25 protein-coding genes are annotated in these 24243 nt (G+C 67.3%); 12 read left to right on the plus strand and 13 right to left on the minus strand.

The features are described 5' to 3' along the window. Positions 1-73: 73 nt before the first annotated feature. Positions 74-187 (minus strand): 50S ribosomal protein L36, encoded by a 114-nt coding sequence (gene rpmJ, locus G6N50_RS15270; protein ID WP_003879483.1) that lies wholly within the window; start codon positions 185-187, stop codon positions 74-76. 51 nt (positions 188-238) lie between these two features. Further along, positions 239-460: a translation initiation factor IF-1 gene (infA, locus tag G6N50_RS15275; RefSeq protein WP_003418601.1), complete on the minus strand. Its 222-nt coding sequence runs from the start codon at positions 458-460 to the stop codon at positions 239-241. Between the two features lie 244 nt (positions 461-704). Between infA and G6N50_RS15280 the strand changes: the two genes are divergently transcribed. From G6N50_RS15280 to G6N50_RS15320, 9 genes are all read left to right on the plus strand, one after another. Then, positions 705-2384 carry an FAD-dependent oxidoreductase gene (locus G6N50_RS15280; protein ID WP_083093426.1) on the plus strand — a complete coding sequence of 560 codons (1680 nt, stop codon included), beginning with the start codon at positions 705-707 and terminating at the stop codon, positions 2382-2384. Further along, positions 2381-3922 carry an ATP-binding protein gene (locus tag G6N50_RS15285; RefSeq protein WP_083093424.1) on the plus strand — a complete coding sequence of 514 codons (1542 nt, stop codon included), beginning with the start codon at positions 2381-2383 and terminating at the stop codon, positions 3920-3922. The genes G6N50_RS15280 and G6N50_RS15285 overlap by 4 nt, the downstream gene beginning before the upstream one ends. A 28-nt stretch (positions 3923-3950) precedes the next feature. Beyond that, positions 3951-4811 (plus strand): LLM class F420-dependent oxidoreductase, encoded by an 861-nt coding sequence (locus tag G6N50_RS15290; protein WP_083093422.1) that lies wholly within the window; start codon positions 3951-3953, stop codon positions 4809-4811. Positions 4812-4834: 23 nt separating this feature from the next. After that, the gene (locus tag G6N50_RS15295) at positions 4835-5701 is read left to right on the plus strand and encodes an LLM class F420-dependent oxidoreductase (protein ID WP_083093420.1); all 867 of its coding nucleotides are present in this window, start codon (positions 4835-4837) and stop codon (positions 5699-5701) included. 26 nt (positions 5702-5727) lie between these two features. Continuing rightward, positions 5728-6723 carry a dTDP-glucose 4,6-dehydratase gene (rfbB, locus tag G6N50_RS15300; RefSeq protein ID WP_083093418.1) on the plus strand — a complete coding sequence of 332 codons (996 nt, stop codon included), beginning with the start codon at positions 5728-5730 and terminating at the stop codon, positions 6721-6723. 1 nt (position 6724) lies between these two features. Then, on the plus strand, positions 6725-7330 hold the full coding sequence (rfbC, locus tag G6N50_RS15305; RefSeq protein WP_142275443.1) for a dTDP-4-dehydrorhamnose 3,5-epimerase: 606 nt from the start codon (positions 6725-6727) through the stop codon (positions 7328-7330). Between the two features lie 255 nt (positions 7331-7585). Beyond that, a complete protein-coding gene (locus G6N50_RS15310) occupies positions 7586-8710 on the plus strand; it encodes an acyltransferase family protein (RefSeq protein WP_083093414.1) in 1125 nt (374 codons plus the stop codon). 104 nt (positions 8711-8814) lie between these two features. Next, entirely contained in the window at positions 8815-9951 is a 1137-nt protein-coding gene (locus tag G6N50_RS15315) for an acyltransferase family protein (RefSeq protein ID WP_083093412.1), read from the plus strand. A 46-nt stretch (positions 9952-9997) separates the two neighbouring features. Continuing rightward, positions 9998-11053: an acyltransferase family protein gene (locus G6N50_RS15320; protein ID WP_083093410.1), complete on the plus strand. Its 1056-nt coding sequence runs from the start codon at positions 9998-10000 to the stop codon at positions 11051-11053. On the opposite strand, the gene G6N50_RS15325 is transcribed toward G6N50_RS15320, so the two are convergent. From G6N50_RS15325 to G6N50_RS15350, 6 genes are read right to left on the minus strand one after another with little or no spacing between them, the layout of a single operon-like run. Next, entirely contained in the window at positions 11007-11405 is a 399-nt protein-coding gene (locus G6N50_RS15325) for a hypothetical protein (RefSeq protein WP_142275442.1), read from the minus strand. The genes G6N50_RS15320 and G6N50_RS15325 overlap by 47 nt on opposite strands. Next, the gene (locus G6N50_RS15330; protein ID WP_083093565.1) at positions 11402-12310 is read right to left on the minus strand and encodes a metallophosphoesterase family protein; all 909 of its coding nucleotides are present in this window, start codon (positions 12308-12310) and stop codon (positions 11402-11404) included. The genes G6N50_RS15325 and G6N50_RS15330 overlap by 4 nt, the downstream gene beginning before the upstream one ends. 23 nt (positions 12311-12333) lie before the next feature. Then, positions 12334-12738, minus strand: coding sequence for a cupredoxin domain-containing protein (locus G6N50_RS15335; RefSeq protein ID WP_083093408.1), 405 nt, complete (start codon positions 12736-12738; stop codon positions 12334-12336). A gap of 26 nt (positions 12739-12764) precedes the next feature. Next, positions 12765-13472 carry a Rieske (2Fe-2S) protein gene (locus tag G6N50_RS15340; RefSeq protein WP_083093406.1) on the minus strand — a complete coding sequence of 236 codons (708 nt, stop codon included), beginning with the start codon at positions 13470-13472 and terminating at the stop codon, positions 12765-12767. Next, positions 13469-14020: an RNA polymerase sigma factor gene (locus G6N50_RS15345; RefSeq protein ID WP_083093404.1), complete on the minus strand. Its 552-nt coding sequence runs from the start codon at positions 14018-14020 to the stop codon at positions 13469-13471. Before G6N50_RS15345 ends, G6N50_RS15340 begins: the two co-directional genes overlap by 4 nt. A 42-nt stretch (positions 14021-14062) precedes the next feature. Beyond that, complete coding sequence (locus G6N50_RS15350; RefSeq protein ID WP_083093402.1) at positions 14063-15490, minus strand: NAD(P)-binding protein; 1428 nt, start codon at positions 15488-15490, stop codon at positions 14063-14065. 103 nt (positions 15491-15593) lie between these two features. Here G6N50_RS15350 and G6N50_RS15355 point away from each other — a divergent pair, with 103 nt between their 5' ends. From G6N50_RS15355 to mmsB, 3 genes are read left to right on the plus strand one after another with little or no spacing between them, the layout of a single operon-like run. Beyond that, positions 15594-17114 carry a CoA-acylating methylmalonate-semialdehyde dehydrogenase gene (locus G6N50_RS15355; RefSeq protein ID WP_083093400.1) on the plus strand — a complete coding sequence of 507 codons (1521 nt, stop codon included), beginning with the start codon at positions 15594-15596 and terminating at the stop codon, positions 17112-17114. 4 nt (positions 17115-17118) lie between these two features. Further along, positions 17119-18285 carry an isobutyryl-CoA dehydrogenase gene (locus G6N50_RS15360; RefSeq protein WP_083093398.1) on the plus strand — a complete coding sequence of 389 codons (1167 nt, stop codon included), beginning with the start codon at positions 17119-17121 and terminating at the stop codon, positions 18283-18285. Positions 18286-18298: 13 nt separating this feature from the next. Beyond that, positions 18299-19192, plus strand: coding sequence for a 3-hydroxyisobutyrate dehydrogenase (mmsB, locus tag G6N50_RS15365; protein WP_083093396.1), 894 nt, complete (start codon positions 18299-18301; stop codon positions 19190-19192). A gap of 3 nt (positions 19193-19195) precedes the next feature. Here mmsB and G6N50_RS15370 read toward each other — a convergent pair whose 3' ends face one another. Genes G6N50_RS15370 through G6N50_RS15390 form a run of 5 tightly spaced genes read right to left on the minus strand, consistent with a single transcriptional unit; the run spans position 19196 to position 24181 of the window. Continuing rightward, positions 19196-19699 carry a MarR family transcriptional regulator gene (locus G6N50_RS15370; protein ID WP_083093394.1) on the minus strand — a complete coding sequence of 168 codons (504 nt, stop codon included), beginning with the start codon at positions 19697-19699 and terminating at the stop codon, positions 19196-19198. Positions 19700-19707: 8 nt separating this feature from the next. Beyond that, positions 19708-20781, minus strand: coding sequence for a pyridoxal phosphate-dependent aminotransferase (locus G6N50_RS15375; protein WP_083093392.1), 1074 nt, complete (start codon positions 20779-20781; stop codon positions 19708-19710). After that, on the minus strand, positions 20781-21800 hold the full coding sequence (locus tag G6N50_RS15380; RefSeq protein ID WP_083093390.1) for a 3-oxoacyl-ACP synthase III family protein: 1020 nt from the start codon (positions 21798-21800) through the stop codon (positions 20781-20783). Before G6N50_RS15380 ends, G6N50_RS15375 begins: the two co-directional genes overlap by 1 nt. A 7-nt stretch (positions 21801-21807) precedes the next feature. Continuing rightward, positions 21808-22455, minus strand: a complete 648-nt coding sequence (locus tag G6N50_RS15385) for an SRPBCC family protein (RefSeq protein WP_083093388.1) — start codon at positions 22453-22455, stop codon at positions 21808-21810. Beyond that, positions 22436-24181, minus strand: coding sequence for a thiamine pyrophosphate-binding protein (locus tag G6N50_RS15390; protein ID WP_179970015.1), 1746 nt, complete (start codon positions 24179-24181; stop codon positions 22436-22438). The genes G6N50_RS15385 and G6N50_RS15390 overlap by 20 nt, the downstream gene beginning before the upstream one ends. Positions 24182-24243: the final 62 nt, after the last annotated feature.

Genomic DNA, 24243 nt, shown 5'->3' on the forward strand with positions numbered 1-24243 from the left:
CTATCCGCTCACTGGTGCTGGGAGGTCTGCATTCAGTTGTGTTGGTACTGCGGGACGCCGAAGCGGTTAAGGACTAGCCCTGGCGCTGCTTGTGGCGCGGATCGGAGCAGATCACCATGACCCGCCCATGCCGACGGATCACCCTGCACTTGTCACAGATTGGCTTGACGCTCGGGTTCACCTTCACGGCTGTTCGATCCTGTTCTGTCTATTCGTAGGTTGGTGGAGATCAGGCGCTTTACTTGTACCGGTACACAATGCGGCCGCGGGACAGGTCGTAGGGAGACAACTCCACCACTACCCGGTCCTCGGGCAGGATGCGGATGTAGTGCTGCCGCATCTTGCCGCTGATGTGGGCAAGCACCTTGTGACCGTTTTCCAGCTCAATGCGGAACATCGCATTGGGCAGGGGCTCGACCACCCGGCCTTCCACCTCGATGGCGCCGTCCTTCTTGGCCATAACTAAATTAGAATCCTCGTCGTATAGTTTCGTTCGCGCCTAGTCGACGCGACAGTGCACCGACTTGGAACGTGAGCCGGTGACAGGAAATTCCTAAGACTTGGCACACAAAAAGTCGGCGCGGATGTCGCACCGTTGTTCCACAATACCCGGTTATTCCGCTCCACCAAAATCGCTGCGGGCGGAACGCGGCCGGTCTCCTCGACCCCCCACAGGGCCGCTGACGAGCGCATACTTAACGCCGATGACGAATCCCGATGCTCCCGGCGCGGCGCAGTCCCGAAAGCCCGTGATGTTGACCGTCGACGATGATCCCTCGGTTTCCCGGGCCGTGGCCCGGGACCTGCGTCGCCACTACGGCGAGGACCACCGGATCGTGCGCGCAGAATCCGGACCCGACGCCCTGGGCACGCTCAAGGAGCTCAAACTGCGCGGCGAGACCGTCGCGCTGCTCATCGCCGACTACCGGATGCCGCAGATGAGCGGCATCGAGTTCCTCGAACAGGCGATGGACCTGTATCCGGCGGCCCGGCGTGTGCTGCTGACCGCGTACGCCGACACGCACGCCGCCATCGACGCCATCAACGTCGTCGACCTGGACCACTACCTGCTCAAACCGTGGGATCCCCCGGAGGAGAAGTTCTACCCGGTCATCGACGGGTTGCTGGACGCCTGGCGGGCCGCACCCGAGCACCCCATCCCGCACACCAAGGTGATCGGTCACCGCTGGTCGGCGCGGTCCTGGCAGGTCCGCGACTTCTTGGCCCGCAACGGCCTCTACTACACGTGGTTCATGGCCGACGAACCCGCCGGCGAGCGGCTGCTCACCGCGGCCGGTGAGGACGGCAAGCGGCTGCCGGTGGTGGTCACCCAGCGCGGCGACACCCTGGTGGAGCCCACCGACGCGCAGCTGGCCGAGACGCTGGGCCTGACCACCACGCCGTCGCAGGAGTTCTACGACCTGATCGTGGTCGGCGGCGGGCCCGCCGGCCTGGCCGCAGCCGTGTACGGCGCCTCCGAGGGGCTGCGCACCGTGCTCATCGAGCACACCGCCACCGGCGGTCAGGCCGGGCAGAGCTCGCGCATCGAGAACTATCTGGGCTTCCCGGACGGGGTGTCGGGCGGTCAGCTGGCCGACCGCGCCCGGCGGCAGGCGGAGAAGTTCGGCGCCGAGCTGATCACCGCCCGCAAGGCCACCGCCCTCGAGGTGAACGGATCCAAGCGCACCGTGCGGTTCGCCGACGGCGGCTCGATCGACGCGCACGCGGTCATCCTGGCCACCGGAGTCTCCTACCGCCAGCTGCAGGCCGAGGGCTGCACGGAGCTGACCGGCTGCGGCATCTACTACGGGGCGGCCATCTCGGTCGCCTCGGAGTGCGAAGACGAAGAGGTTTACGTGATCGGCGGCGCCAACTCGGCCGGCCAGGCCGCCATGTACCTGTCGCGGACGGCCAAGTCGGTCAACATCGTGGTGCGCGCGCCGTCGCTGGAGGCCTCGATGTCCTACTACCTCATCCAGCAGATCGAGGCGAACCCCAAGATCAACGTGCTGACCTGTACCGAGGTGCAGCGCGCCACCGGTGACGGCCACCTCGAGCAGCTGCGGTTGGTGAACAACCGGACCGGCCAAACCGAGGACGTCACCTGCGGCCGAATGTTCATCTTCATCGGCGCCGCCCCGCGCACCGACTGGCTCGACGGCGTGCTGGCCCGCGACGACCACGGCTTCATCCTGACCGGCCCGGACCTGCGCAACGTGTGCGGCTGGACACTCGAGCGTCCGCCGCATCACCTGGAAACCAGCGTGCCCGGGGTGTTCGCCACCGGCGACGTCCGCTCCACGTCGGCCAAACGCGTCGCCGCCGCCGTCGGCGAGGGGTCGATGGCGGTCATGTTGGTCCACCGCTACCTGGCCGAATCATGACCATCGACATGCCCTGCGAGCCCGACGAGCTGCGCAGCCTGTTCCTGTTCGAGGCCCTGACCGACGAACAGCTCGCGGTGCTGTGCAACCAGGGCCACATCGAGAACTACCAGCCGGGCCCGATCTGCGTCGAAGGCGAACCGGCGACGTGTTTCTATGTGCTGATCGAGGGCGAGCTGATGATGTCCAAGCTCTCCGGCGGGCAGGACATCGAAACCAATCGCACCTCGCAGCGCGGCGTGTATTGCGGCGCCTGGCGGGCGTTCACCGGCGGGAAGCAGAAGAACTACGACGCCTCGGTGCACGTCACCAGGCCGTCGCGCTTCTTCGTGATGGACGCGCCCGTCTTCGCTCAGTTCATGCGCGACCAGTTCCCGATGGCGGTGCACCTGCTCGACGGCATCGCCGTCGGCACCGACCGCACCCGCCGGATCATCGACAACCGGGAGAAGCTGCTGGCGCTGGGCCGGCTGTCGGCCGGGCTGACCCATCAGCTCAACAACCCGGCGGCGGCGATCTCTCGGGCCGCGTCGGATCTGCGCGAGCGGGTGGCCAACATGCGGCACAAGCTGGCGATGCTCGCCGACGGCACCATCACGCCCGAGGCGCTCAGCGCCCTGGTGCAGCTGCAGGAGCGGGTCGCCGAGCAGGTCGCCAAGTCGGCTGCTCCAGGAGGGGGGCAGCATTTGAGCGCGCTGGAGACCTCCGACCGTGAGGACGCCGTCGGCGACTGGCTGGAGGACCACGGTATCGAGGGCGGGTGGGACATCGCCCCGACGTTCGTCGAGGGCGGCGTCGACACCGATTGGCTGGAGCGGATTTCCGCGGTCAGCGACGAGCTCCCGTCAGCCTCGCTGGAGATGGCGATCCGCTGGATCAACTACACCATCGAAAGCGAACTGCTGATGAATCAGATTCTGGAAGCCAGCAAACGGATTTCGGCGCTGGTCGCCGACGCCAAGCAGTATTCGCAAATGGATCGGGCCCCGTTCCAGGTGGCCAACGTGCACGACCTGCTGTACAGCACACTGGCGATGTTCGCCGACCGGTTGACGAAAGACGCCGGCAAGGACGGCCCGAAGGACACCCCCGCCATCACCCTGGTCAAGGATTTCGACAAATCACTTCCCGAAATCCCTTGCTATCCAGGCGATCTCAATCAGGTGTGGACCAACGTCATCGACAACGCGATCGCCGCCATGCGCGATACGGGCGGCACGCTGACCGTGCGCACCTGCCGTTACGGCGACAACATGGCCCGCGTCGAGATCTGCGACACCGGGCCGGGCATCCCCGCGGACATCCGCGAGCACATCTTCGAGCCGTTCTTCACCACCAAACCTTTCGGCGAGGGCACCGGACTCGGGCTGGACCTCGCCTTCAACATCGTCGTCAAGAAACATCGCGGCGACCTGCGGGTGGAATCGGTGCCCGGCGACACCCGCTTCATCGTGCTGCTCCCGATGACGGCACCCGCCGCCGACGTCGCCGTTGCGGACCTCGACGACGTCGACGAAGGTGTGGCGACCGCGGAATAGCTCTCGCCGGTCGCAGGTTGGGAACACCATGACCGATGCAGCAAGCAAGCCCGATCTCGGCCGGTTCGGATCATTCGGACGCGGCGTCACACCGCAGCAAGCCAAGGACATCGAGGCGTTGGGCTACGGCGCCGTCTGGGTCGGCGGTTCACCGCCCGCCGAGCTGGCCTGGGTCGAGCCCCTCCTGGAGGCGACGACGACGTTGCAGGTGGGCACCGGCATCGTCAACATTTGGACCGCACCCGCCAAGCCGGTGGCCGAGTCGTTCCACCGCATCGACAAGGCCTACCCGGGCCGGTTTCTGCTGGGCATCGGCGTCGGCCACCCAGAGGCCCACACCGAGTACCGCAAGCCCTACGACGCGCTGGCCGACTACCTGCAGCAGCTCGACGACTACGGGGTGCCCGCCAACCGCCGGGTGGTGGCGGCGCTGGGCCCGCGCGTCCTCAAGCTGTCCGCGGAGCGCTCGGCCGGGGCACACCCCTACCTGACCACCCCGGAACACACCGCGCGGGCTCGCGAGATCATCGGGCCGTCGGCCTTCCTGGCACCCGAGCACAAGGCGATCCTGACCACCCCGGACAAGGAAGGGGCCGAGAAGGCCCGGGCGATCGGCCGCAAGGCGCTTGACGTGTATTTCAATCTCGCCAATTACCGAAACAACTGGAAGCGGCTGGGTTTCAGCGAGGACGAGGTCACCCGGCCGGGCAGCGACCGGCTGGTCGACGCGGTGGTGGCGTATGGCACCGTGGACCAGATCGCGGCGCGGCTCAAGGAGCATTTGGACGCCGGCGCCGATCACGTCCCCGTGCAGGTCCTGACAAAGGATGAAAACCTGGTCTCGGCGCTGGCCGAACTGGCGGGGCCACTGGGGCTCAAGCAGTCCTGACCCGAACTCGTAGGGGGAGCTGGATGACCGAAGGAGTTTCGCTCAAGCCCGAGCTCGGCCGGTTCGGGGTGTGGCTGCCCACCCGATCCATCTCCCCCGAATTGGCCGCCGGGATCGAAGGACTGGGCTACGGCGCAGCCTGGATCGGTGGATCGCCGGACGCCGGGCTGACCTGGGCGGACCCGGCCCTGGCGCGGACGACGTCGCTGCAGCTGGCCACCGGAATCGTCAACATCTGGACCGCACCCGCCGCGGAAGTCGCCGCATCCTTCCATCGGATCGAATCAGTCCATCCGGGAAGGTTTTTGCTGGGTATCGGGGTGGGTCACCCCGAGCACACCGAGGAATACGTGAAGCCCTACGACGCGCTGGTTTCCTACCTCGACGAACTCGACGCCGCCCTGGTGCCGACCAGCCGGCGGGTGGTCGCGGCGCTGGGGCCGCGGGTGCTGGGCCTCGCGGCGCGGCGCAGCGCCGGTGCGCACCCCTATCTGACCACGCCGGAACACACCGCCAAAGCACGCGAATTACTGGGCGGCGCAGTGTATTTGGCGCCCGAGCACAAGGTGGTGCTCACCACCGACGCGGCGAAGGCCCGCGAGATCGGGCGTCAGACGGTCGACTTCTATCTGGGCCTGAGCAACTACGTGAACAACTGGCTGCGGCTGGGGTTCACCGAGGCCGACGTGCGCAAGCCCGGCAGCGACCGGCTGATCGACGCGATCGTCGCCTACGGCACGCCCGAGAACATCGCGGGGCGGTTGCGTGAACACCTGGATGCCGGAGCCGACCACGTGGCGGTCCAGGTCCTGGGCGGCCACGACGAGGAAACGCTGCTACCTGCGCTGAGTGAATTGGCCGGGCCTCTGGGGCTAACTCCCACAAACTGACCGAGCGGCTCGGTTAGGGTTTGGGCATGCGGTTACTGGTCACCGGCGGCGCTGGATTCATCGGCGCCAATTTCGTGCACAGCACGGTCCGCGAATACCCCGAGGATTCCGTGACGGTGCTCGACGCCCTGACGTATGCGGGCCGGCGCGAGTCACTGGCCGACGTCGAGGACTCCATCAACCTGGTGGTCGGTGACATCACCGACACCGAGCTGGTGTCGAGGCTGGTCGCCGAATCCGACGCGGTGGTGCATTTCGCCGCGGAGAGCCACGTCGACAACGCGCTTGAGGGCCCCGAGCCTTTCCTGCACACCAACGTCGTCGGCACCTTCACCATCCTCGAGGCGGTGCGACGTTACGGTGTGCGGCTGCACCACATCTCGACCGACGAGGTCTACGGCGACCTGGAGCTCGACGACCCGCAGCGGTTCACCGAGGCGACGCCCTACAACCCGTCCAGCCCGTATTCGGCGACCAAAGCCGCCGCCGACATGCTGGTGCGCGCCTGGGTGCGCTCGTATGGGGTGCGCGCGACGATCTCGAACTGCTCCAACAACTACGGGCCTTACCAGCACGTCGAGAAGTTCATCCCGCGCCAGATCACCAACGTGCTCACCGGCCGGCGGCCCAAGCTGTACGGCACCGGCGCGAACGTCCGCGACTGGATCCACGTCGACGACCACAACAGCGCGGTCCGGCGCATTTTGGACAAGGGCGAGATCGGGCGCACCTACCTGATCAGCTCCGAAGGCGAGCGCGACAACCTGACCGTGCTGCGCACGCTGCTGCAGATGATGGGCCGCGAACCCGACGACTTCGACCACGTCACCGACCGGGTCGGCCACGATTTGCGTTACGCCATCGACCCGTCCACGCTGTACGACGAATTATGTTGGGCGCCAAAGCATACCGACTTCGAGGAGGGACTGCGTGCAACCATCGACTGGTATCGCGCAAACGAATCGTGGTGGCGTCCGTTGAAAGACGCCTCGGAAGCTCGCTACGAAGAACGTGGGCAGTAGCGTGGGAGTCCGCGAACTGAAAATCCCCGGCGCGTGGGAGATCACCCCTACGGTTCATGGCGATTCGCGCGGCCGCTTCTTTGAATGGCTCACCGACAAGGGATTCAGCTCCTTCGCCGGCCATCGATTGGACGTCCGGCAGGCCAATTGCTCGGTGTCATCGGCAGGCGTATTGCGCGGCTTGCATTTCGCCCAGGTGCCGCCGAGCCAGGCCAAGTATGTGACCTGCGTTCGTGGTTCGGTGTTCGACGTCGTCGTCGACATCCGGGTGGGTTCGCCGACGTTCGGTCAGTGGGATTCGGTTCTGCTCGACGACTCCGAGCACCGGACGATCTACATTTCCGAGGGCCTGGGGCACGGCTTCCTGGCGCTGCAAGACAATTCGACGGTGATGTATTTGTGTTCGGCGGAATACAACCCGCAGCGTGAGCACACCATTTGCGCGACCGATCCGGCATTGGCCATCGAATGGCCGCTGGTAGATGGGTCGGCGCCTAACTTGTCCGACCGCGATGCCGCGGCGCCCAGCTTCGACGAGGTGCGAGCGTCCGGCCTATTGCCGACCTGGGACGAGACTCGGGCGTTCGTCGAGGGTTTGCGCGGCTGATCGCGCGCGTAGCCAGAGATTTTCTCGGGCAATGCAATTGGCTGGACGACCAGCGCCGGGGCCACTCACCCATTGGCGCTCACCGAGCGCGAAAAGGCATTTGCCGCTGACCAGTTTAATTGGACACGTATGCAGTGAGCTTTGTTTGCGGTCCCCGGACCCGTCGGATACCGTCATGCGGCGCTTTTCTCTGCCCGGTGAGGCTAAGATTGCGCCGATGATGCCGACGACGCCCAGTGCAGGCGGAGGCCGCCGATGAAACTGGGGCAGGTTTTCGATCCGCGAAGTAACGCGCTCAACGCATGGCGGTTGGCGCTCGCGGCCGAGGTCATCTTCTGGCACACCTTCCCGGTTCGGGGTCATCTGCCATCGCTGCGGGCCGTCCTTCAGCTCCTGCTCTGCGTGGGTGTGGACGGGTTCTTTGCGATTTCGGGATTCCTCATCACCGCGAGTTGGGTGAGCAATCCGCGGCTGCGGGCTTACCTCGCCGCCCGGGCCCTGCGCATCCTGCCCGGCTTCTACGTCTGCATGATCGTGACCGCATTCGTGTTCGCCCCGCTCAGCGTGGCGATTCAAGGCGGGTCGGCAACGAAGCTGCTGTTCTCGTTCGCGCCGTTCGAGTACGTCCTGAAAAACGCCGCGGTCTTGTGGCTCAAGCCCGACGTCGGTGGCACTCCCCGCGGCATCCCGAATGCGGGCATCTGGAACGCGTCGCTCTGGTCGCTGTTCTGGGAGGTGATGTGCTATCTGGTAGTCGCCGTGATCGGCGTGGCCGGACTGGCCAACCGCAGGTGGGTCTCCCCGGCGATCTTGGTCGTGGCAGCGATCGGGGCGTCGATGATGCCGCCCGTCACCTTCCCGGATGTGTTCAATCGGCCAACGGGCAACTTGGGCACCGTCATCGTCTTCATCGCGTGCCGCGCCGCGATCATGTTCGCGGCCGGGGCGCTGCTCTTTCAGTGGCGAGACGTCATTCCCGCTCGCTGGTCGCTGGTCGCAGTGTGTGTGGTCATCGTGCTGGTGGCCGGCCAGCTGCCGGATTACCGCGTGGTCGCCGCGGTTCCGCTGGCCTACGCCGTCGTAGTCTCCGGGGCCCTCCTGCACCACAAGCGACTGAGGTTGCGCACGGACCTGTCCTACGGCATGTACATATACGCGTATCCGACACAGCAGCTGCTGGCCGTGCTCGGGTTGCTCAGCCTCAATCCGTTCGTGTTCTGCCTGACCGTGGCGGTGGCTACCCTGCCGCTGGCCGCGGCGAGCTGGTTCCTGGTCGAAAAGCCGGCGAGGTCGCTGAAGGCGCGGTTCAGACGAAGGGCTGCCGGCGCCAAAGGGCAAGCGGCCATGGCGATGCCGCCGGAGGTTCCCGGTGCGGCCTAGCGACGGAGTCGCGACCTGATCAAGGCCATCGCCCGCGTCCGCGCCCCTCAGTCTTCGGCCCGTACGATTGCGCCGACGATGCGCGGTGCGCAGGGGGAGGCTGGATGAAGCTAGGGCAGGTATTCGATCCGCGCAGAAACGCGCTCAACGCGCTGCGGTTGGCGCTGGCCGCCGAGGTGATGCTGTTCCACTCCTGGCCCGCCACCGGCCACATGCCGCCGAAGTCGATCCTGCAGCTCATGTTCTCCGTCGGCGTCGACGGATTTTTCGCGATCTCCGGTTTCCTCATTACCCGCAGCTGGCTCACCGACCCGCGCGTCCGTGACTACCTCACCGCCCGCGCCCTTCGCATCCTGCCCGGCTTCTACATCTGCCTGATCATCACCGCGTTCGTCTTCGCCCCGCTCAGCGTGGCGATCCAGGGCGGATCGCCCGCCAAGCTGCTCGGGTCCGTGGCTCCGCTGCAGTACGTCCTGAGGAACAGCGCGGTCGCCTACCTGCAGCCCACCATCAGCGGAACGCTCCACGGTGCGCCCGGTGGACCGGCCTGGAACGGTTCGATGTGGTCGTTGGTCTGGGAACTGCTCTGCTATCTCGCCGTTGCCGGCCTCGGTGTGGCGGGGCTGGGCAATCGCCGGTGGATTTCTCCCGCGATCCTGGTGCTGGTGTCATGCCTGGCCCTGTCACTGCCGCCGCTGACCTTCCCGGGCACATGGACAATCCCGCAGCTGGCGGTGCGGTCGGCCATCATGTTCTCGGCCGGCGCCGTCATGTATCAGTGGCGGGACGCGATCCCCGCCCGATGGTCGCTCGTCGCCGTCAGCATCGTCATCGTGTTAGCGGCCGGATTGCTGCTGCCCGATTACCGGGTGGTCGGCGCACTGCCACTGGCCTACGCCGTCATCGTGTCGGGCTCGCTGCTCAAGAACGGCCGCCTGAGACTACGCACCGATCTGTCCTACGGCGTCTACATCTACGCATTCCCGACACAGCAGTTGCTGGCCATCTCCGGGCTTACATTTCTGCATCCGGCGCTGTTCTTCCTCGCCGCGGTCGTGGCCACCCTGCCGCTGGCCGCGGCCAGCTGGTTCCTCATCGAAAAGCCCGCGATGGCCCTCAAGCGCCGGCTTCGGGTCAAGTGGTCCGCCCCCGTCGCATCCAGCTCCGACGAGGCCCGGCCCATCAGCGCGGCCGACGCCCTTACCGAACGGGCCGCTCCGGATCTACCCGATTCCGTCTAACTTTCGCCCCCGCGACGGCGTTGGGCCCTAACATGGGCGCACTCTTATGGCGCTCGGGCAGATATTCGACGCGCGAAGTAACGCGCTGAATGTGTGGCGGCTGATACTAGCCGCCGAGGTGATGCTGTGGCATTGCTGGCCCGTGACGGGCCGCCTGCCGCCGGCACCGACTCTTCAACTTCTGTTTTCGGTGGGTGTCGACGGGTTCTTCGCGATCTCGGGATTCCTCATCACCAGGAGCTGGCTCGACGACCCGCGACTGCGCGATTTCCTGACCGCCCGCGCGCTTCGCATCCTGCCCGGCTACTACGTCTGCCTGATCATCACGGCGTTCGTCTTCGCCACGCTCAGCGTGGCGATCCAGCGTGGTTCGGTACGCGAGCTGCTGGCCTCGGGCGCCCCGCTGCAATACATCCTCAAAAACAGCGCGGTCGCGTACGTCCATCTGGACATCGGTGGAACACCGCGCGGGATACCGCATTCCGGACTCTGGAACGGCTCACTCTGGTCGCTCGCCTGGGAAGCGATCTGTTATTTCGCGGTCGCCGGTATCGGCGTCGCCGGGCTGGCCAACCGCCGGTGGATTTCTCTCGCGATCTTGGCGCCGTCGCTGCTCGCTGCGGCGTTGATGCCCCCACTGACCTACCCGGGCGACTGGACCCTGCCGCAGCTGGCGGTTCGCTCGGCCATCATGTTTGCGGCGGGAGCCGTCATCTATCAATGGAAAGACGTCATCCCCGCCCGGTGGTCGCTGGTGGCGCTCAGCACGGTCATCGTCCTGGCGTCCAGCCTGCTGCCCGACTACCGGGTGGTCGCCGCCCTGCCGCTCGCCTACGCCATCATCGTGTCCGGCGCCCTGCTGAAGAACAGCCGCCTGAGACTACACACGGATCTGTCCTACGGCGTCTACATCTACGCGTTTCCGGTCCAGCAATTGCTGGCCGTGTGCGGGCTCGCCCACCTGCAACCCGGCGTGCTCTTTCTGGTCGCCGCGATGGCCGTCCTGCCGCTGGCGGTGGCGAGCTGGTTCCTCATCGAAAAGCCCGCGATGTCACTCAAACGCCGGCTGAAACGGAAGTGGTCCGAACTCCCCGAAGCCTAGGGCGAATACCAAACCCCCACAGCGCCACAGTGAGCAGTTCGGCGCCGACGGTAATGGCCGCGTACGGCGCGGGCTCCCAGCCCCGCTCCGAAAATCCTTCCAGGCCAACGGTTCGCGACAGCGCAAAGGCGACCAGCGAACCGCCCGCCACCGCGGCACCTGCCCAGCGCAGCCACCCTGGACCGCCCACCACGAGCAACAGCCCGATCGCGAACGAGAGGCTGGCCTGAACCAGGAATCCGCTGCCGATGGTCGGAATGTGTTGATAGCCACGTACATACAGGTAGGCGTGGCTGAGCGCGCTGATGATCAACGACGCGGCGAGGCCGAGCCGGACCAGGACGCTCGTCACTGCAGGGTCCGCTCTTTGAGCGCTAAGGCGGTCTCTCCCTTGGTGTAACTGACCTCGCGGATGCCCAACGCGTCGCGCAGCTTGCCGGCGGGCAAGGTGACCGGCTTGGGCGCGGGCCCGTCGCCGGGTTGCGGCAGCGGGTACGCGGTGGTGGTCCCGCTGTAGAAGGTGACCCGGTCTTCGGTCTTGGAAAACAGTTGGTGGACATGGCCGTTGAGACAGGTGACCGAAGAGAACCGGCGCAGGTAGCTCAGCGCCTGGGTGGCATCGTCGGTACTCCAGCCCCATTGCGGATACATCGCGAACAACGGAATGTGGCTGAACACGATGACGGGAGTATCGCTGGACAGAGCCGCGGCGTCCTTGCGCACGAACTCCAGCTGGTCGACGCCCAGGTGACCGAGCTTGCGCAGGTTCAACGTGTTGACCAGTGCGATCAGATGCACACCGGCGACGTCGAGGCTGTACCAGCCGTCACCCACCGACCCCGCGCCGAAGGCGTTTCGGTACTTCTGCCCCGCGTCGTCCACCGAATCGTGTTCCCCGGGAACGGTGCACACGTGTGGCGTCTTCAGCCCGCTCATCATCTGCTTCGCCTGGTCGAACTGCTCGGGGCTGGACAGGTGCGTGAGGTCGCCGGTGTGGATGACGAAATCCGGTGTGTAGCCCAGGTTGTTCACCTGATCGATCGCGCGGCCGAACGTGCCGGTGACATCCGGGTTGGGCGCACCGGTGAAACCGAGGTGGCTGTCACTGATCTGGGCGAATCGCAGACTCGGCGCCGCGTGCGTGCGCGCGGCGGTCGCTTCGCCGGCGACGTGTGAGATGACCTCGCCGCCGGCCACCGAGAACCCGACCGCCGCCCCGAACCATGCCGTGTGCCGGATGAGCTGGCGACGGGTCATGGCCTTCGGGTCGGTGGGGCGGCTCACCCCGTCACCACCACGGTGCCACGCATCATCGGGTGAATCGAGCAGACGTAGTCGAAAGTCCCGGCGGTGGAAAAGGTGTGGGTGAAGGTGGCTCCCGTTCCCATGCCGGGTGAGTGGAAGGAGCCGTCGCTGGCGGCCACCGTGTGGGGCTCTTCGTCGCGGTTGGTCCAGGTGACCGTGGTCCCGGCACTGACGGTCAATGTGGTTGGCGCGAAAGCGAAGCCGTCGATGGTGACCTGGTCGCCGCGAACCGGAGCCGCCGGTGCGGTGACCGACATCTGGGTGGTGGGCGCGGCGGAGGTCGCCACCGGCCGCGATTGGGAGCATCCGGAGACCAGCAGCGCACCGGCGGCCAGCGCGGCCGCCAAACGCCGGTGAAGCATGGCAATTTCCATGCCCAGAGATAGGAAGGCGGGTTACACCCCGGTCAGGCCGGCCGCTCGGGACGCGGCGGGGCGAAGACCTCGACGAGCCCGTCGACCTCACGAACCATCAACGCGGGCAGTGACTTTGGGGCTATCGGCAACTGATGGGTGAGCACCTGTCCGCTGGGTGAGAACGACGTGGTGTGGCACGGGCAGCGCAACGTGTCGTCGGGTGCGTCGAACCACAGCCGGCAGCCCTGATGGGTGCACACCCCGGAGATCGCCTGGACTTTGCCGTCCACGCGGCGGACGAATCCGCTCACCGAGCCGAGGTCGAAGGCGTGCATGGCGCCGTCGGGCACATCCGAGCCGGCCGCGACGCGCTGCCAACTGCCCTGGTTGGGGGTGAGTTGCCCGGCGGCAATCTCGGGGGCACCACCATCGCCGGACCGGGCCGCGATCAGGGTGCGATCGACGGAAACCGCTGCGACCGCCGCGGTGGCAGCGGCCGACGTGCCCACGATGACCTGCCGGCGGGTGCTACCCCGCCGCGGCGCCGGTTCCGTTGGCGCGCCGGACATCTGTTCGGCGATACGCCGGTGCAGGTCGGTGACGAATTCCTGGCGCGGCGCGTCGCCACCGTTGCGGGCCGCGCGCAGCTCGATCGCGGTGCGCAGTTGCGCGGCCTCGAAGTCGTCGGGTCCGAACGGCCTGGGCCGGCGCCCCCGCAACAGATCGTCGACATAACGTCGCAAGCCGCGCGCGTTCATGACTGGCCCCCATCGTTGACCTGCGCCGCCAGTCGCAGGGCGCGGTGCTGGAGCACTTTGGCGTTGGCCACGCTGATCCCGAGTTCCGCGGCTGACTCCTTTATCGAATTACCCTGCAGGAAACGCGATTCCAAAATCCGGCGGTAATGATCCGGCAGGCTGTCCAGGACCAGGGCAACGCGCTGCGGGGCGGTGCTGATCGCGTCCTGGCTCTCGGCTGGTTGTTCGACGTCCTCGATCGAGGTTATCTCCCGCCCCAGCGTCTCGCGCCAGTGCGCGGCCAGCACCGTCCTGGCCGTGGCCCGCAGATACGCGCGCACCTCGGCGGCGCTCGCGGTCAGCCGCAGCGGCCGCAGCGCGGCGAGGAAAACCTCGGCGGTCAGGTCTTCGGCGTCGGTTTGGTTGCCCACGCGCGCGAACAGCGTGCGGTACACCCAGGTCACGTTGTCCCGGTACACGGCCTCCCAGCTCGGGTAACCGGCATCATGGCCACTGTCGGGCACCGCGCGCAGCGGTCGCGGGCCGACGGATTCGCTTCTTGCCGCCACATGCCTCCTTCACCCGATGGATATCGGCCCGGGTTACACGGGTCAGGGCGCCGCGAGAGCGGCCTCGGCGGCCATCAGCTGCTCGAGCTTGGTGGCGGTGGTGGAGAACACGGACTTGGCGATGCTCAGGATGCGGTCGCGGACCCGGGGTTTCGCCGCGGCCGTCGGCAGCAGGTGTCCGATCAGATGACCGAACAGGTCCAGGCGCGCCGCGGACAACCACGACATCAACTCCGGGTCGTCGAACCAGCGCAGCTGGTTGGTGTAGTCGGCCAGCGCCAGCCGCAACCAGTCGAGGTCGGTGTCCGGATGCGGCAGGGGCACGCAGAGTTCGTTCTTGACGGCGTCGTCGGGGTATGCGGCTTCGACGTGCGCGATCAGCGCGGCGCTGAAGATCTGTTGGCATCCGCGCACGCTTTGCAGCGTGATGCGCCCGGAATCGAAAATCGGTGTGGCGGGCCGCTTCTCTGCACCATCGGCGGTGCAGTCGATGAACAGCTCGTCGCCGTCGACCGTGACGGCGCCGCGATCGAGGACCATCCTGTCCGCCTCGATGGCCCGCAGGTGGCCCATGCGCACCACATTGGTGATGCGGCGCAACTGCTCGAGTTCGAGCCGGGTGACGGTGGCGCAGCGATACATGGCTGGTCGGATCGCCGGGTCGATCCGCAACAGCACGCCGGCATCCTCGAGGCACGCGAACAGATCCTGCATCGAGGCCGCGTCGTTGATCGCGCGCAGTTGCGCGGTGAAGCTCGCCTTGAGCTTGTCGGCAAACAACGTGCCCGGCTGCATCGTCTCGCGGTCCAGCAGCCAGGAGTCGCGGGGCGTGATCCAGGTGAGCCGATCCGGGCCGACCCCCTGACTCAGCAGCCACAGGCAGGTGTCGATTCCGGTCTTGCCGGCCCCGACGATGACGTAGCGCCGGTGCGCGCCGAGTCGGGGCAGGTCGTTGGGCGCGACGCAGTCGATGCCGTCGGCGACCCGGTACGGCGGGCGGCGCATTGCCGGGACCGTGACCCGCATGTAGGTGGCGTCGACGACGCGGCGCGCCAGGCGGACGGTGTAGTCGGCGCCGGCCAGTGTGCGAAACCGGCCTTGGCCACGGTAATGGCCGCGGTATTCGCTCATCGGGAAATAGCTGACGCGCCCGGTCGGCAGGAATTGCCGGCGCATGACGTGGTCGTAGTACGCGCAGATTTCGCCGGCGGTGGCCAGTTCGTAAAGGCCGTGGTTCCAACCGACTTGGTCGATGCTGTCGCCGCCGAGCCGTAGCGAGTTGACACCGTAGAACACCGAGGGCTGATGCAGCCGTACAAACGGATAGGCCATGGTCCAGTGGCCGCCGGGGGCGTGCTGGCGGTCCACCACCACGACGCGGGCCTCCGTCTCGGAGACCAGCGTGTCGATGAACGCCATGCCCATGGCGCCGGCGCCGACTACCAGGTAATCGGCCTCGATGGTGTGCATACAGCTGTCAGGCTAGCCCGGCGCCCACCTTGCCAAGGTTCGAACCGGGTTACTAGGATATCCAAGTATCCGCTTAAGCGCCGTCAACACACTCGAGGGCCCCATGACCACACAGATTCCGCACTTCATCGACGGGCAGCGCACCGCCGGCCGGTCCGGCCGCAGCGCCGACGTCTTCGACCCCAGCACCGGGGGTGTCCAGGCGACCGTGCCGATGGCCGGCCAGGCCGACATCGACGCGGCGGTGGCGTCGGCAGTCGAAGCCCAAAAAGGTTGGGCAGCAACGAATCCTCAGCGTCGCGCGCGGGTGATGATGCGCTTCATCGAGCTCGTCAACCAGCACAACGATGAGCTGGCCGAGCTGCTGTCGCGCGAGCATGGCAAGACACTGGCCGACGCCAAGGGTGACATCCAGCGCGGTATCGAGGTCATCGAGTTCTGCATCGGGATCCCCCACCTGCTCAAGGGCGAGTACAGCGAAGGCGCCGGACCCGGCATCGACGTCTACTCGCTGCGCCAGCCGCTGGGCGTGGTCGCCGGCATCACGCCGTTCAACTTCCCGGCGATGATCCCGCTGTGGAAGGCCGGTCCGGCACTGGCCTGCGGCAACGCGTTCGTGCTCAAGCCCAGCGAGCGTGACCCGTCGGTCCCGGTGCGCCTGGCCGAGCTCTTCCTGGAGGCGGGCCTGCCGCCGGGGGTCTTCCAGGTGGTGCACGGCGACAAGGAGGCCGTCGACGCCATCCTGAACCACCCGGACATCCAGGCGGTCGGGTTCGTCGGCAGCTCCGACATCGCCCAGTACATCTACGCCGGGGCCGCGGCCACCGGCAAGCGCTCGCAGTGCTTCGGCGGCGCCAAGAACCACATGATCGTGATGCCCGATGCCGACCTGGATCAGGCCGTCGACGCCCTGATCGGCGCCGGCTACGGCAGCGCCGGCGAGCGCTGCATGGCGATCAGCGTCGCGGTCCCGGTTGGTGACAAGACCGCCGACCGGCTGCGCGCCCGCCTCATCGAGCGGATCAACAACCTGCGCGTGGGCCACAGCCTGGACCCGAAGGCCGACTACGGTCCGCTGGTCACCGAGGCCGCCGTGGCCCGGGTGCGCGACTACATCGCCCAGGGTGTCGACGCGGGCGCCGAACTGGTCATCGACGGCCGCGATCGCGCCAGCGACGACCTGACATTCGGAGACGCCAACCTCGAGGGCGGCTTCTTCATCGGCCCCACCCTGTTCGACCACGTCACGCCGGACATGTCGATCTACACCGACGAGATCTTCGGGCCGGTGCTGTGCATCGTGCGCGCCCACGACTACGAGGAGGCGCTGCGGCTGCCGTCCGAGCACGAATACGGCAACGGCGTGGCGGTTTTCACCCGCGACGGCGACGCCGCCCGCGACTTCGTCGCCCGCGTGCAGGTCGGCATGGTCGGTGTCAACGTGCCGATCCCGGTGCCGGTGGCCTACCACACCTTCGGCGGCTGGAAGCGCTCCGGCTTCGGCGACCTCAACCAGCACGGCCCCTCGTCGATCATGTTCTACACGAAGACCAAGACCGTGACGTCGCGGTGGCCGTCGGGCATCAAGGATGGCGCCGAGTTCGTCATTCCCACAATGGATTAGGGACATGGCTTCGTTTACCCTCAATGACGACGAACGGGTGATCACCGAGACGGCCGCCGCGTTCGCCGCCAAGCGTCTCGCCCCGTACGCCCTGGAATGGGACGCGGCCAAGCATTTTCCGGTCGACGTGCTGCGCGAATCGGCCGAACTCGGCATGGCTGCGATCTACTGCCGCGAGGACGTCGGCGGCAGTGGACTGCGCCGCCTCGACGGGGTCCGCATCTTCGAGCAGTTGGCCATCGCCGACCCGACCACCGCCGCGTTTCTGTCCATTCACAACATGTGCGCGTGGATGATCGACACCTTCGGCACCGCCGAGCAGCGCAAGGCCTGGGTTCCGCGGTTGGCGACGATGGACGTCATCGCCAGCTACTGCCTCACCGAGCCCGGCGCGGGGTCCGACGCCAGCGCATTGAGCACCCGCGCGATCAAGCATGGTGACGACTACGTGCTGGACGGCGTCAAGCAGTTCATCTCTGGCGCGGGCGCTTCGGACGTCTACGTGGTGATGGCCAGGACCGGCAGTGAGGGCCCGCGCGGCATATCGGCCTTCGTCGTTGAAAAGGGCACTCCCGGGCTGAGTTTCGGCTCCCTCGAAGAGAAGATGGGCTGGCACGCCCAACCCACCGCGCAGGTGATCCTGGAGGGCGTCCGGGTGCCGGCCGACGCGATGCTGGGCGGCGCGGACGGCGAGGGCACCGGATTCGGCATCGCGATGAACGGCCTCAACGGCGGTCGGCTCAATATCGCCGCGTGCTCGCTCGGCGGCGCCCAGGCCGCCTCGGACAAGGCCGGAGCCTACGTTCGCGACCGGCAGGCGTTCGGGTCGTCCCTGCTCGACGAGCCGACCATCCGGTTTACCCTGGCGGACATGGCCACCGGCCTCGAGACGTCGCGAATGATGCTGTGGCGCGCCGCCAATGCGTTGGACGCCGACGATCCCGACAAGGTCGAATTGTGCGCGATGGCCAAGCGGTACGTCACCGATACCTGCTTCGAGGTCGCCGACAAGGCCCTGCAGCTGCACGGCGGCTACGGCTACCTGCGCGAGTATGGTCTGGAAAAGATCGTCCGCGACCTGCGCGTCCACCGAATCCTGGAAGGGACCAACGAAATCATGCGAGTGGTCATCGGTCGGGCCGAAGCCGCGCGGGTCCGCGCGACCGCATAGAAGGGTCTTGGAGATGACCGAGCACCTGACGGTGGCCTTCCTGGGCCTGGGGCATATGGGCGGGCCCATGGCGGCGAATCTCGTTGCGGCCAAACACGCGGTGCGCGGATTCGATCCGGTGCTCGCGGCGCTGTCCGCGGCGACCGAGGCCGGCGTCAGCGGATTCGGCAGCGCCACCGACGCGGTGACGGGCGCGGACGTCGTCATCACCATGCTGCCCAACGGCGAGCTGGTCAAACGCTGCTACGCGGAGATCCTGCCCGCCGCACGACCCGGCGCGCTGTTCATCGACAGCTCCACGATCTCGGTCAACGATGCCCGCGAGGTGCATGCGCTGGCGGAAGCGAACGGCGTCGCGCAGCTGGACGCGCCCGTCTCAGGCGGGGTGAAGGGGGCCGTCGCCGGGACGTTGGCGTTCATGGTCGGCGGCGACGACGCCGCCCTGCAGCGGGCCCGCCCGGTGCTGGAACCCATGGCGGGCAAGATCATTCACTGCGGTGCGGCCGGGGCCGGGCAAGCCGCCAAGGTGTGCAACAACATGGTGCTGGCGGTGCAGCAGATCGCGATCGGCGAGGCGTTCATCCTGGCCGAGAATCTCGGCTTGTCCGCCCAGTCCCTGTTCGACGTCATCACCGGGGCGACCGGCAACTGCTGGGCAGTGCACACCAATTGCCCTGTGCCGGGCCCGGTCCCGACATCGCCGGCCAACAACGACTTCAAGCCGGGCTTTGCCACCGCGCTGATGAACAAGGACCTGGGGCTCGCGATGGATGCGGTGGACTCAACCGGCTCGGCGGCCCCGCTGGGCAGGCACGCCGCCGACATCTACGCTGAATTCATCGCGTCCGACGCCTCCCATGCCGACAAGGACTTCAGCGCCGTCATCGAAATGCTGCGCGGCAGCTGAGAATCAGAAGTCCCCTGCGCCACGGCGCAACGTCTCGATCGAAGTCACCAGCGCCCGCGATTCCTCTTCGGTCATCCAGATGTCGGCGAACACCTGTTTGTTGAGCGTGACGGTGGCGTCCTCGACCGTCGAACGGCCCAGGTCGGTGATCTGCACCAGCGTGGTGCGCCCGTCGGTGGGATGCGGCACCCGCTGCACCAGCCCGTCAGCCTCCAGCCGGCGGATCGCGTGCGTCACGCTGGTCACGTGGACCTGCAACCGGTCGGAAGCCTTGGTGATGGGCAGTGCGCCGGTCCGGCTGAACGCCAGCAGGCGCAGCAGTTCATATCGGGAGAAGCTCAGGTCGTAGGGACGCAGCGCCGTCTCGACGCGGGCCAGCAGGATCTGGTGCGCGCGCATCACCGAGGTCACCGCGACCATGCCCGGCGCCACGTCACCCCACCCGGCGCGCTCCCAATTGGCGCGCGCGGCTGCGATCGGATCACGCTTGTCCGGTGATTGCGCCACGCCCCTTCTTACCGCACTTGCAGCCCGGGCGTGGCCTTTCCCAGCGCCGACAGCACCGCCCGCGTCGACGCGCGGCTGCCGACGGTGATGCGCGCGCCACCGTCCGCGTAGTACCGAGCCCGCGGCTCACCGTCGCCGAAAACCTCGCGCCAGGGCCCGCACTGCCCATACCCGCCATCCCCGTCGGCGGGCAGATACAGGAAATTCGCATGCGTGTCGGTCGTGTATATCCCCATCGCGCTCAGGCGCATCCGCAGATAGCGGCGTTCGGCGGTGATCAGCCGGATTCGTCGCCGCAGTTCGTCTTCCGCGCGGTAGGACGCCGCGACCGCGGGCAAGCTGGTGATCGCGATGCCGAACGGCAGCTGGTAGGACCACAGTGTTCGTGCCAGCTCATGGGAGGCCACCGCGTAACCGATCCGCAGCCCCGCCAGACCATAGGCTTTGGAAAAGGTCCGCACCACCGCCACGTTGGGGTAACGCGCGACCAATGCCGGCACGTCGAGCCGATGCTCGGGTGCGGCGAATTCGATGTAGGCCTCGTCGAGCAGTACGACGGTGTCGCGCGGCACGCGCCGCAGAAACCGCAGCACGGCGGCCGTGGGCTCCAGCGTGCCGGTCGGGTTGTGCGGGCGGCACACCACCACCACGCGCGCCGCCGCGGCGGCATCGGCCAGGCCGTCGAGGTCGTTGTGACCGTGCTCGTCCAGCGGAACGAGAAGCGTGTTCAGCCGCGCCATCCGCGCGAGGATCGGAAAACCGTCGAACGTCGGCGATGCCATCACCATCGTGTCGCCCGGCACGGTCAGCGCCTGCAGGGCCTGCAGCACCACCCCGGTCGCCCCGGCGCCCGGCACCACCCGGTCGGCGCGCACACCGATACGCCTGGCGATCAGGTCACGTAACCGCTCGGGCAGGAACTCCGGATACCGGTTCGCCGCGCAAACGGATCGGATCAAGGCCGAACGCACCGCCGGCAGCGGCGGAAAGGGATTCTCGTTGAGCGACACGGCAAACGGATCGACCGCGTTGGGCAGCCCGTCGCAGATCTCGCCGGCCGGCAGGCTCGGGACCGGTTGCATCAGCCCCGCCCGCCCCAGCGCACCGCGGCGGCCCCGGCGAAGTCACCGGCATGCGCGAACGCCGCCATCATGACCACCTCCCCGGTCTTGAGCTGGCCGTCGGATATCGCGCGGTCCAGGTTGATCGGAATCCCCGCACCGAACAGGTTGCCGCACTCGTCAAAAGTGTCGCGATGTCTGGACTCGGGTAGCTCCAGAGCGTCACGCCAGTTGCGCAGGAACGCCCGGTTCGGCTGATTGGTTACCAGCAGGTCGATGTCTTTGGCGGCCAACCCGATTCGGTCGCACACCGCCAGCGCCACCTCGGGGACCTGCCGGTTGCCGCGGGCCAGCACCTTGGTGATCTTGCTTTCGGTGAAGCCGATGCTGCCCTCGCCGGGACCGGCCTGCCACCATTTGCGCGGCGGGTCGTAGGAGAGCGTCATCTCCCCCGCGTATTCACCGTAGGTGCGGCACTCGACATCCAAGATCGGCGACTGGTCGCTGACCGCGACCAGCCCCACCGCGGCCCCGTCGCCGGGCACCGCCGACTGCGCCTTGCGCCGGATCGTTGGTTGATCGAAGAATTGGCCGGCCGCATTCTGTGCGACGGCGATGAGCGCGGTACGCCCTTCGCCCGCATCCAGCAGCCTACGGGCCACGTTGAGCGCCAACACAAATGCCGCGCAACCGCCGTTGTTCAGGTCGAGCACCCAGGATGGCCGGATGCCCAGCCGATGCGCGATGCCACCGCCTTGGCCGTAGAACGCCATGTCGGGCACCTGAGTGTGGGTGATCAGCACGTCGGCGCCCTCGACGACGTCATGGCCGTGCCGCTCGATCAGGCCCTGGGCCGCGCGTTCGATCATGTCGATGGAACTCTCGTCGGCGGCGACGTGGTGGCGAAACTTCGGGGCGCGGAACATCACGTTGTCCCGCAGTTCGTCCGATTCGGCGTAGCGCGCGTAGTAGTCGGCGGGGATCGGCTCGCCCGGGAGGTAGGTGGCGACGTCGATCAGGCTGACGCTCGGGTTGCCCATGGTGCGCTCATCTCATCCATACCGGCGTCACCGGCAGCCCGTTGCGGTGGCGGTACTCGGCGATCGCCTTGAGGTTGTTCATCTCCAGCTGATGGCCGGCGCCGAACATGTCCCAGAAGTCACCGACCCACACCGGCCGCTGGGCGGGCGCGGTCTCCGGATACGGGTTGTGGTCGTAGAACGGGTGATGGCAATTCGTCCACAGCACAACCGATCCCGGCTTGTTCAGGACGGTCTGGGCATCGACGACGCGCATCAGGTAGATCATCCAAAGATGCTTGCCCTGATCCCAGGCGCAGTGGTAGTCGACGGTCCGCGCCGCCGCGTTGGCGACGGTGCGGGTGTAGATCTCGGTTTCCGAGCCGAGCCGGTCGTAGGCCAGCCACAAGCCGGGTTCGTCCGTGGGGGTGAATCCACGCAGGCTGTAGGTCCACTCCTCCAGGCTGCGCGTGTCGGCCATGTAGTCGTACAACTCGTCGGGTGGGCAGTCGACGTAATCGTTTACGGTGCAGTACTGCCCGAACACCTGATCGTGCGGATACACCGACCGCATCATGTCCATGATGATCGGCGTGGCCTTCTCCCTGGGGCTGGTTTCGATGCGGGTGACCCCCTCGATGACGTCGGGGATATCCTCAAGCGCTGGCAACGACATTGGTGCGGGTCTCCTTATCAAATGAAATATGGTCCACGGCAATGGCTTTCGTCGGCGCCGCAGTGATGAACGGGGCGAAGGGCGGGACCTCGTCGGCGGCACACTCGACGCTGATCACCGCCGGGCCGTCGATGTCGAGCGCGGCTCCCATGGCGGCGGCAAGACCGTCGACATCGCTGACGTCCACCGACGTCAGGCCCGGGAACATCGCCGCCAGACCGGCGCCCAGCCGGCTGGGCCGAAAACGGTTGTAGCTGTAGAGGTCGTCGTAGAACAGCTGCTCGCGGGTCACGCACATGGCGTGCGCGTTGTTGTTGAACAGCACGAACGTCATCGGCAGCCGGTATTGCACGGCCGTGTGCACCTCCATGCCGTGCATGAAGAACGCGCCGTCTCCGGCGATCACCACGGTGCGGCCGCCGGGCCGGCCGGAATTGGCCCGCCCGAACGACATTCCGATTCCGGCGCCGAAGCTGTAGCCCATGCCACCCATGCCGAGCGCGGCCACGAACTTGCCCCCGCGCCGCACCGGGAGATAGTGGATCGCCGACGCGCCGGTGTTGCCGGCGTCGACCACGATGTCGGCCCCGTCGGGCACGACCCCGTCGAGCACCGCCATGGCCTCGCGGTACCGCACACCCGGTCCGGCGCAGGGCGGGGGCGTCAGCTCGGTTCGTCGCACCGCGTCGGGCACGCGCAGACCGGTCGGGCGGGCGCGGCCGCGAACCGCCTGGGTCAGCTGGCGCAGCGAGCCACGCAGGTCGTCGGTGTGCACGTGCGTGCAGGCGACATAGGGCGGCGCCGACCCGATCGAGACCGTCCGCACCGACGCCAGCGCGTCGTCCAGCCCGACGCGTGCGGTGACCGTCAGCGGGGTGCCGACGATCAGGCACAGCGCGCTGGCGGCCACCTCTTCGGCCACGCTCGGGTGGCCCATGACGCCGGTCACCCCCAACGCCGACGACGCGCCGTAACCCGGCGCGCCGGCCACATCCTTGGCGTCCGGAACGGTGGCGACCCGTGCGCGCAGCGCCGCGCGCAGTTCTTCGAGCTCGGCCCGGGCGTCGTCGCGGGCCACCTGTTCGCCGGCGATGATGGTGACCGGGCCCCGCGCACGGCGCAGCGCCCGCAGGATCGGATGCGGGTCACCGATCAGCGCCCCAGCGCCATCCATCTCAGCACCGTCATGCCCGACGTCGATGAGCGTCTGCTGAATGTCCTTGGGCAGCAACAACACCGCCGGTCCGCCGGTGCGCGTCGCGGCGACGGCCCGAGGCAGCAGCGAAACGATGTCGGCGGGCGTGCGCAGCCGCTCGCAGAACACCGACACGGCCGAGAACAGCGCCTCGGCGTTCAACGACCCGTTCGCGCCGCTGGTGTCCTGGAAGCTGCCCTGGCCGTCCATCGCGCTGGCGGGCTGGCCGACCAGCGCCAGCACCGGGACCCGGCTCGCCAGCGACTCGCCCAGTCCCGCGACCAGGTTCAGCGATCCCCCACCGGAGGTCGCGGCCACCACACCCAGGCCCGCCCCGCTTCGGCTGTAACCGTCGGCCATGGTGGCCGCCGAGAACTCGTGCTTGGCCAGCACCGCGTTGACCTCGGGGCGGAAATACGCGGCGTCGTACACGTCCTCGATGTTGGCGCCGTCCACACCGAAGATGTGATCGACTCCGATTGCCGCGAGGTGCCCGACGATGTGGTCGACCACCCGATACCTGCCGGGCATGCCTGGGATAACGAGGGGGGCACCCGGTCGGTTCATCGCCCGTCCCTGAACCGATCGCCGCT

It is taken from the genome of Mycobacterium mantenii (assembly GCF_010731775.1).
In the GTDB taxonomy this organism is placed as follows: Bacteria; Actinomycetota; Actinomycetes; order Mycobacteriales; family Mycobacteriaceae; genus Mycobacterium; species Mycobacterium mantenii.

Coding starts and splice junctions, on each gene's coding strand:
- G6N50_RS15285 (WP_083093424.1), top strand. CDS start 2,381: ATGACCATCGACATGCCCTGCGAGCCCGACGAGCTGCGCAGCCTGTTC.
- G6N50_RS15350 (WP_083093402.1), bottom strand. CDS start 15,490: ATGCACACCATCGAGGCCGATTACCTGGTAGTCGGCGCCGGCGCCATG.
- G6N50_RS15355 (WP_083093400.1), top strand. CDS start 15,594: ATGACCACACAGATTCCGCACTTCATCGACGGGCAGCGCACCGCCGGC.
- G6N50_RS15295 (WP_083093420.1), top strand. CDS start 4,835: ATGACCGAAGGAGTTTCGCTCAAGCCCGAGCTCGGCCGGTTCGGGGTG.
- G6N50_RS15340 (WP_083093406.1), bottom strand. CDS start 13,472: ATGAACGCGCGCGGCTTGCGACGTTATGTCGACGATCTGTTGCGGGGG.
- mmsB (WP_083093396.1), top strand. CDS start 18,299: ATGACCGAGCACCTGACGGTGGCCTTCCTGGGCCTGGGGCATATGGGC.
- G6N50_RS15375 (WP_083093392.1), bottom strand. CDS start 20,781: ATGCAACCGGTCCCGAGCCTGCCGGCCGGCGAGATCTGCGACGGGCTG.
- G6N50_RS15380 (WP_083093390.1), bottom strand. CDS start 21,800: ATGGGCAACCCGAGCGTCAGCCTGATCGACGTCGCCACCTACCTCCCG.
- G6N50_RS15315 (WP_083093412.1), top strand. CDS start 8,815: ATGAAGCTAGGGCAGGTATTCGATCCGCGCAGAAACGCGCTCAACGCG.
- G6N50_RS15360 (WP_083093398.1), top strand. CDS start 17,119: ATGGCTTCGTTTACCCTCAATGACGACGAACGGGTGATCACCGAGACG.
- G6N50_RS15310 (WP_083093414.1), top strand. CDS start 7,586: ATGAAACTGGGGCAGGTTTTCGATCCGCGAAGTAACGCGCTCAACGCA.
- G6N50_RS15290 (WP_083093422.1), top strand. CDS start 3,951: ATGACCGATGCAGCAAGCAAGCCCGATCTCGGCCGGTTCGGATCATTC.
- G6N50_RS15390 (WP_179970015.1), bottom strand. CDS start 24,181: ATGCCCGGCAGGTATCGGGTGGTCGACCACATCGTCGGGCACCTCGCG.
- rfbB (WP_083093418.1), top strand. CDS start 5,728: ATGCGGTTACTGGTCACCGGCGGCGCTGGATTCATCGGCGCCAATTTC.
- G6N50_RS15320 (WP_083093410.1), top strand. CDS start 9,998: ATGGCGCTCGGGCAGATATTCGACGCGCGAAGTAACGCGCTGAATGTG.
- G6N50_RS15385 (WP_083093388.1), bottom strand. CDS start 22,455: ATGTCGTTGCCAGCGCTTGAGGATATCCCCGACGTCATCGAGGGGGTC.
- infA (WP_003418601.1), bottom strand. CDS start 460: ATGGCCAAGAAGGACGGCGCCATCGAGGTGGAAGGCCGGGTGGTCGAG.
- G6N50_RS15330 (WP_083093565.1), bottom strand. CDS start 12,310: ATGACCCGTCGCCAGCTCATCCGGCACACGGCATGGTTCGGGGCGGCG.
- G6N50_RS15280 (WP_083093426.1), top strand. CDS start 705: ATGACGAATCCCGATGCTCCCGGCGCGGCGCAGTCCCGAAAGCCCGTG.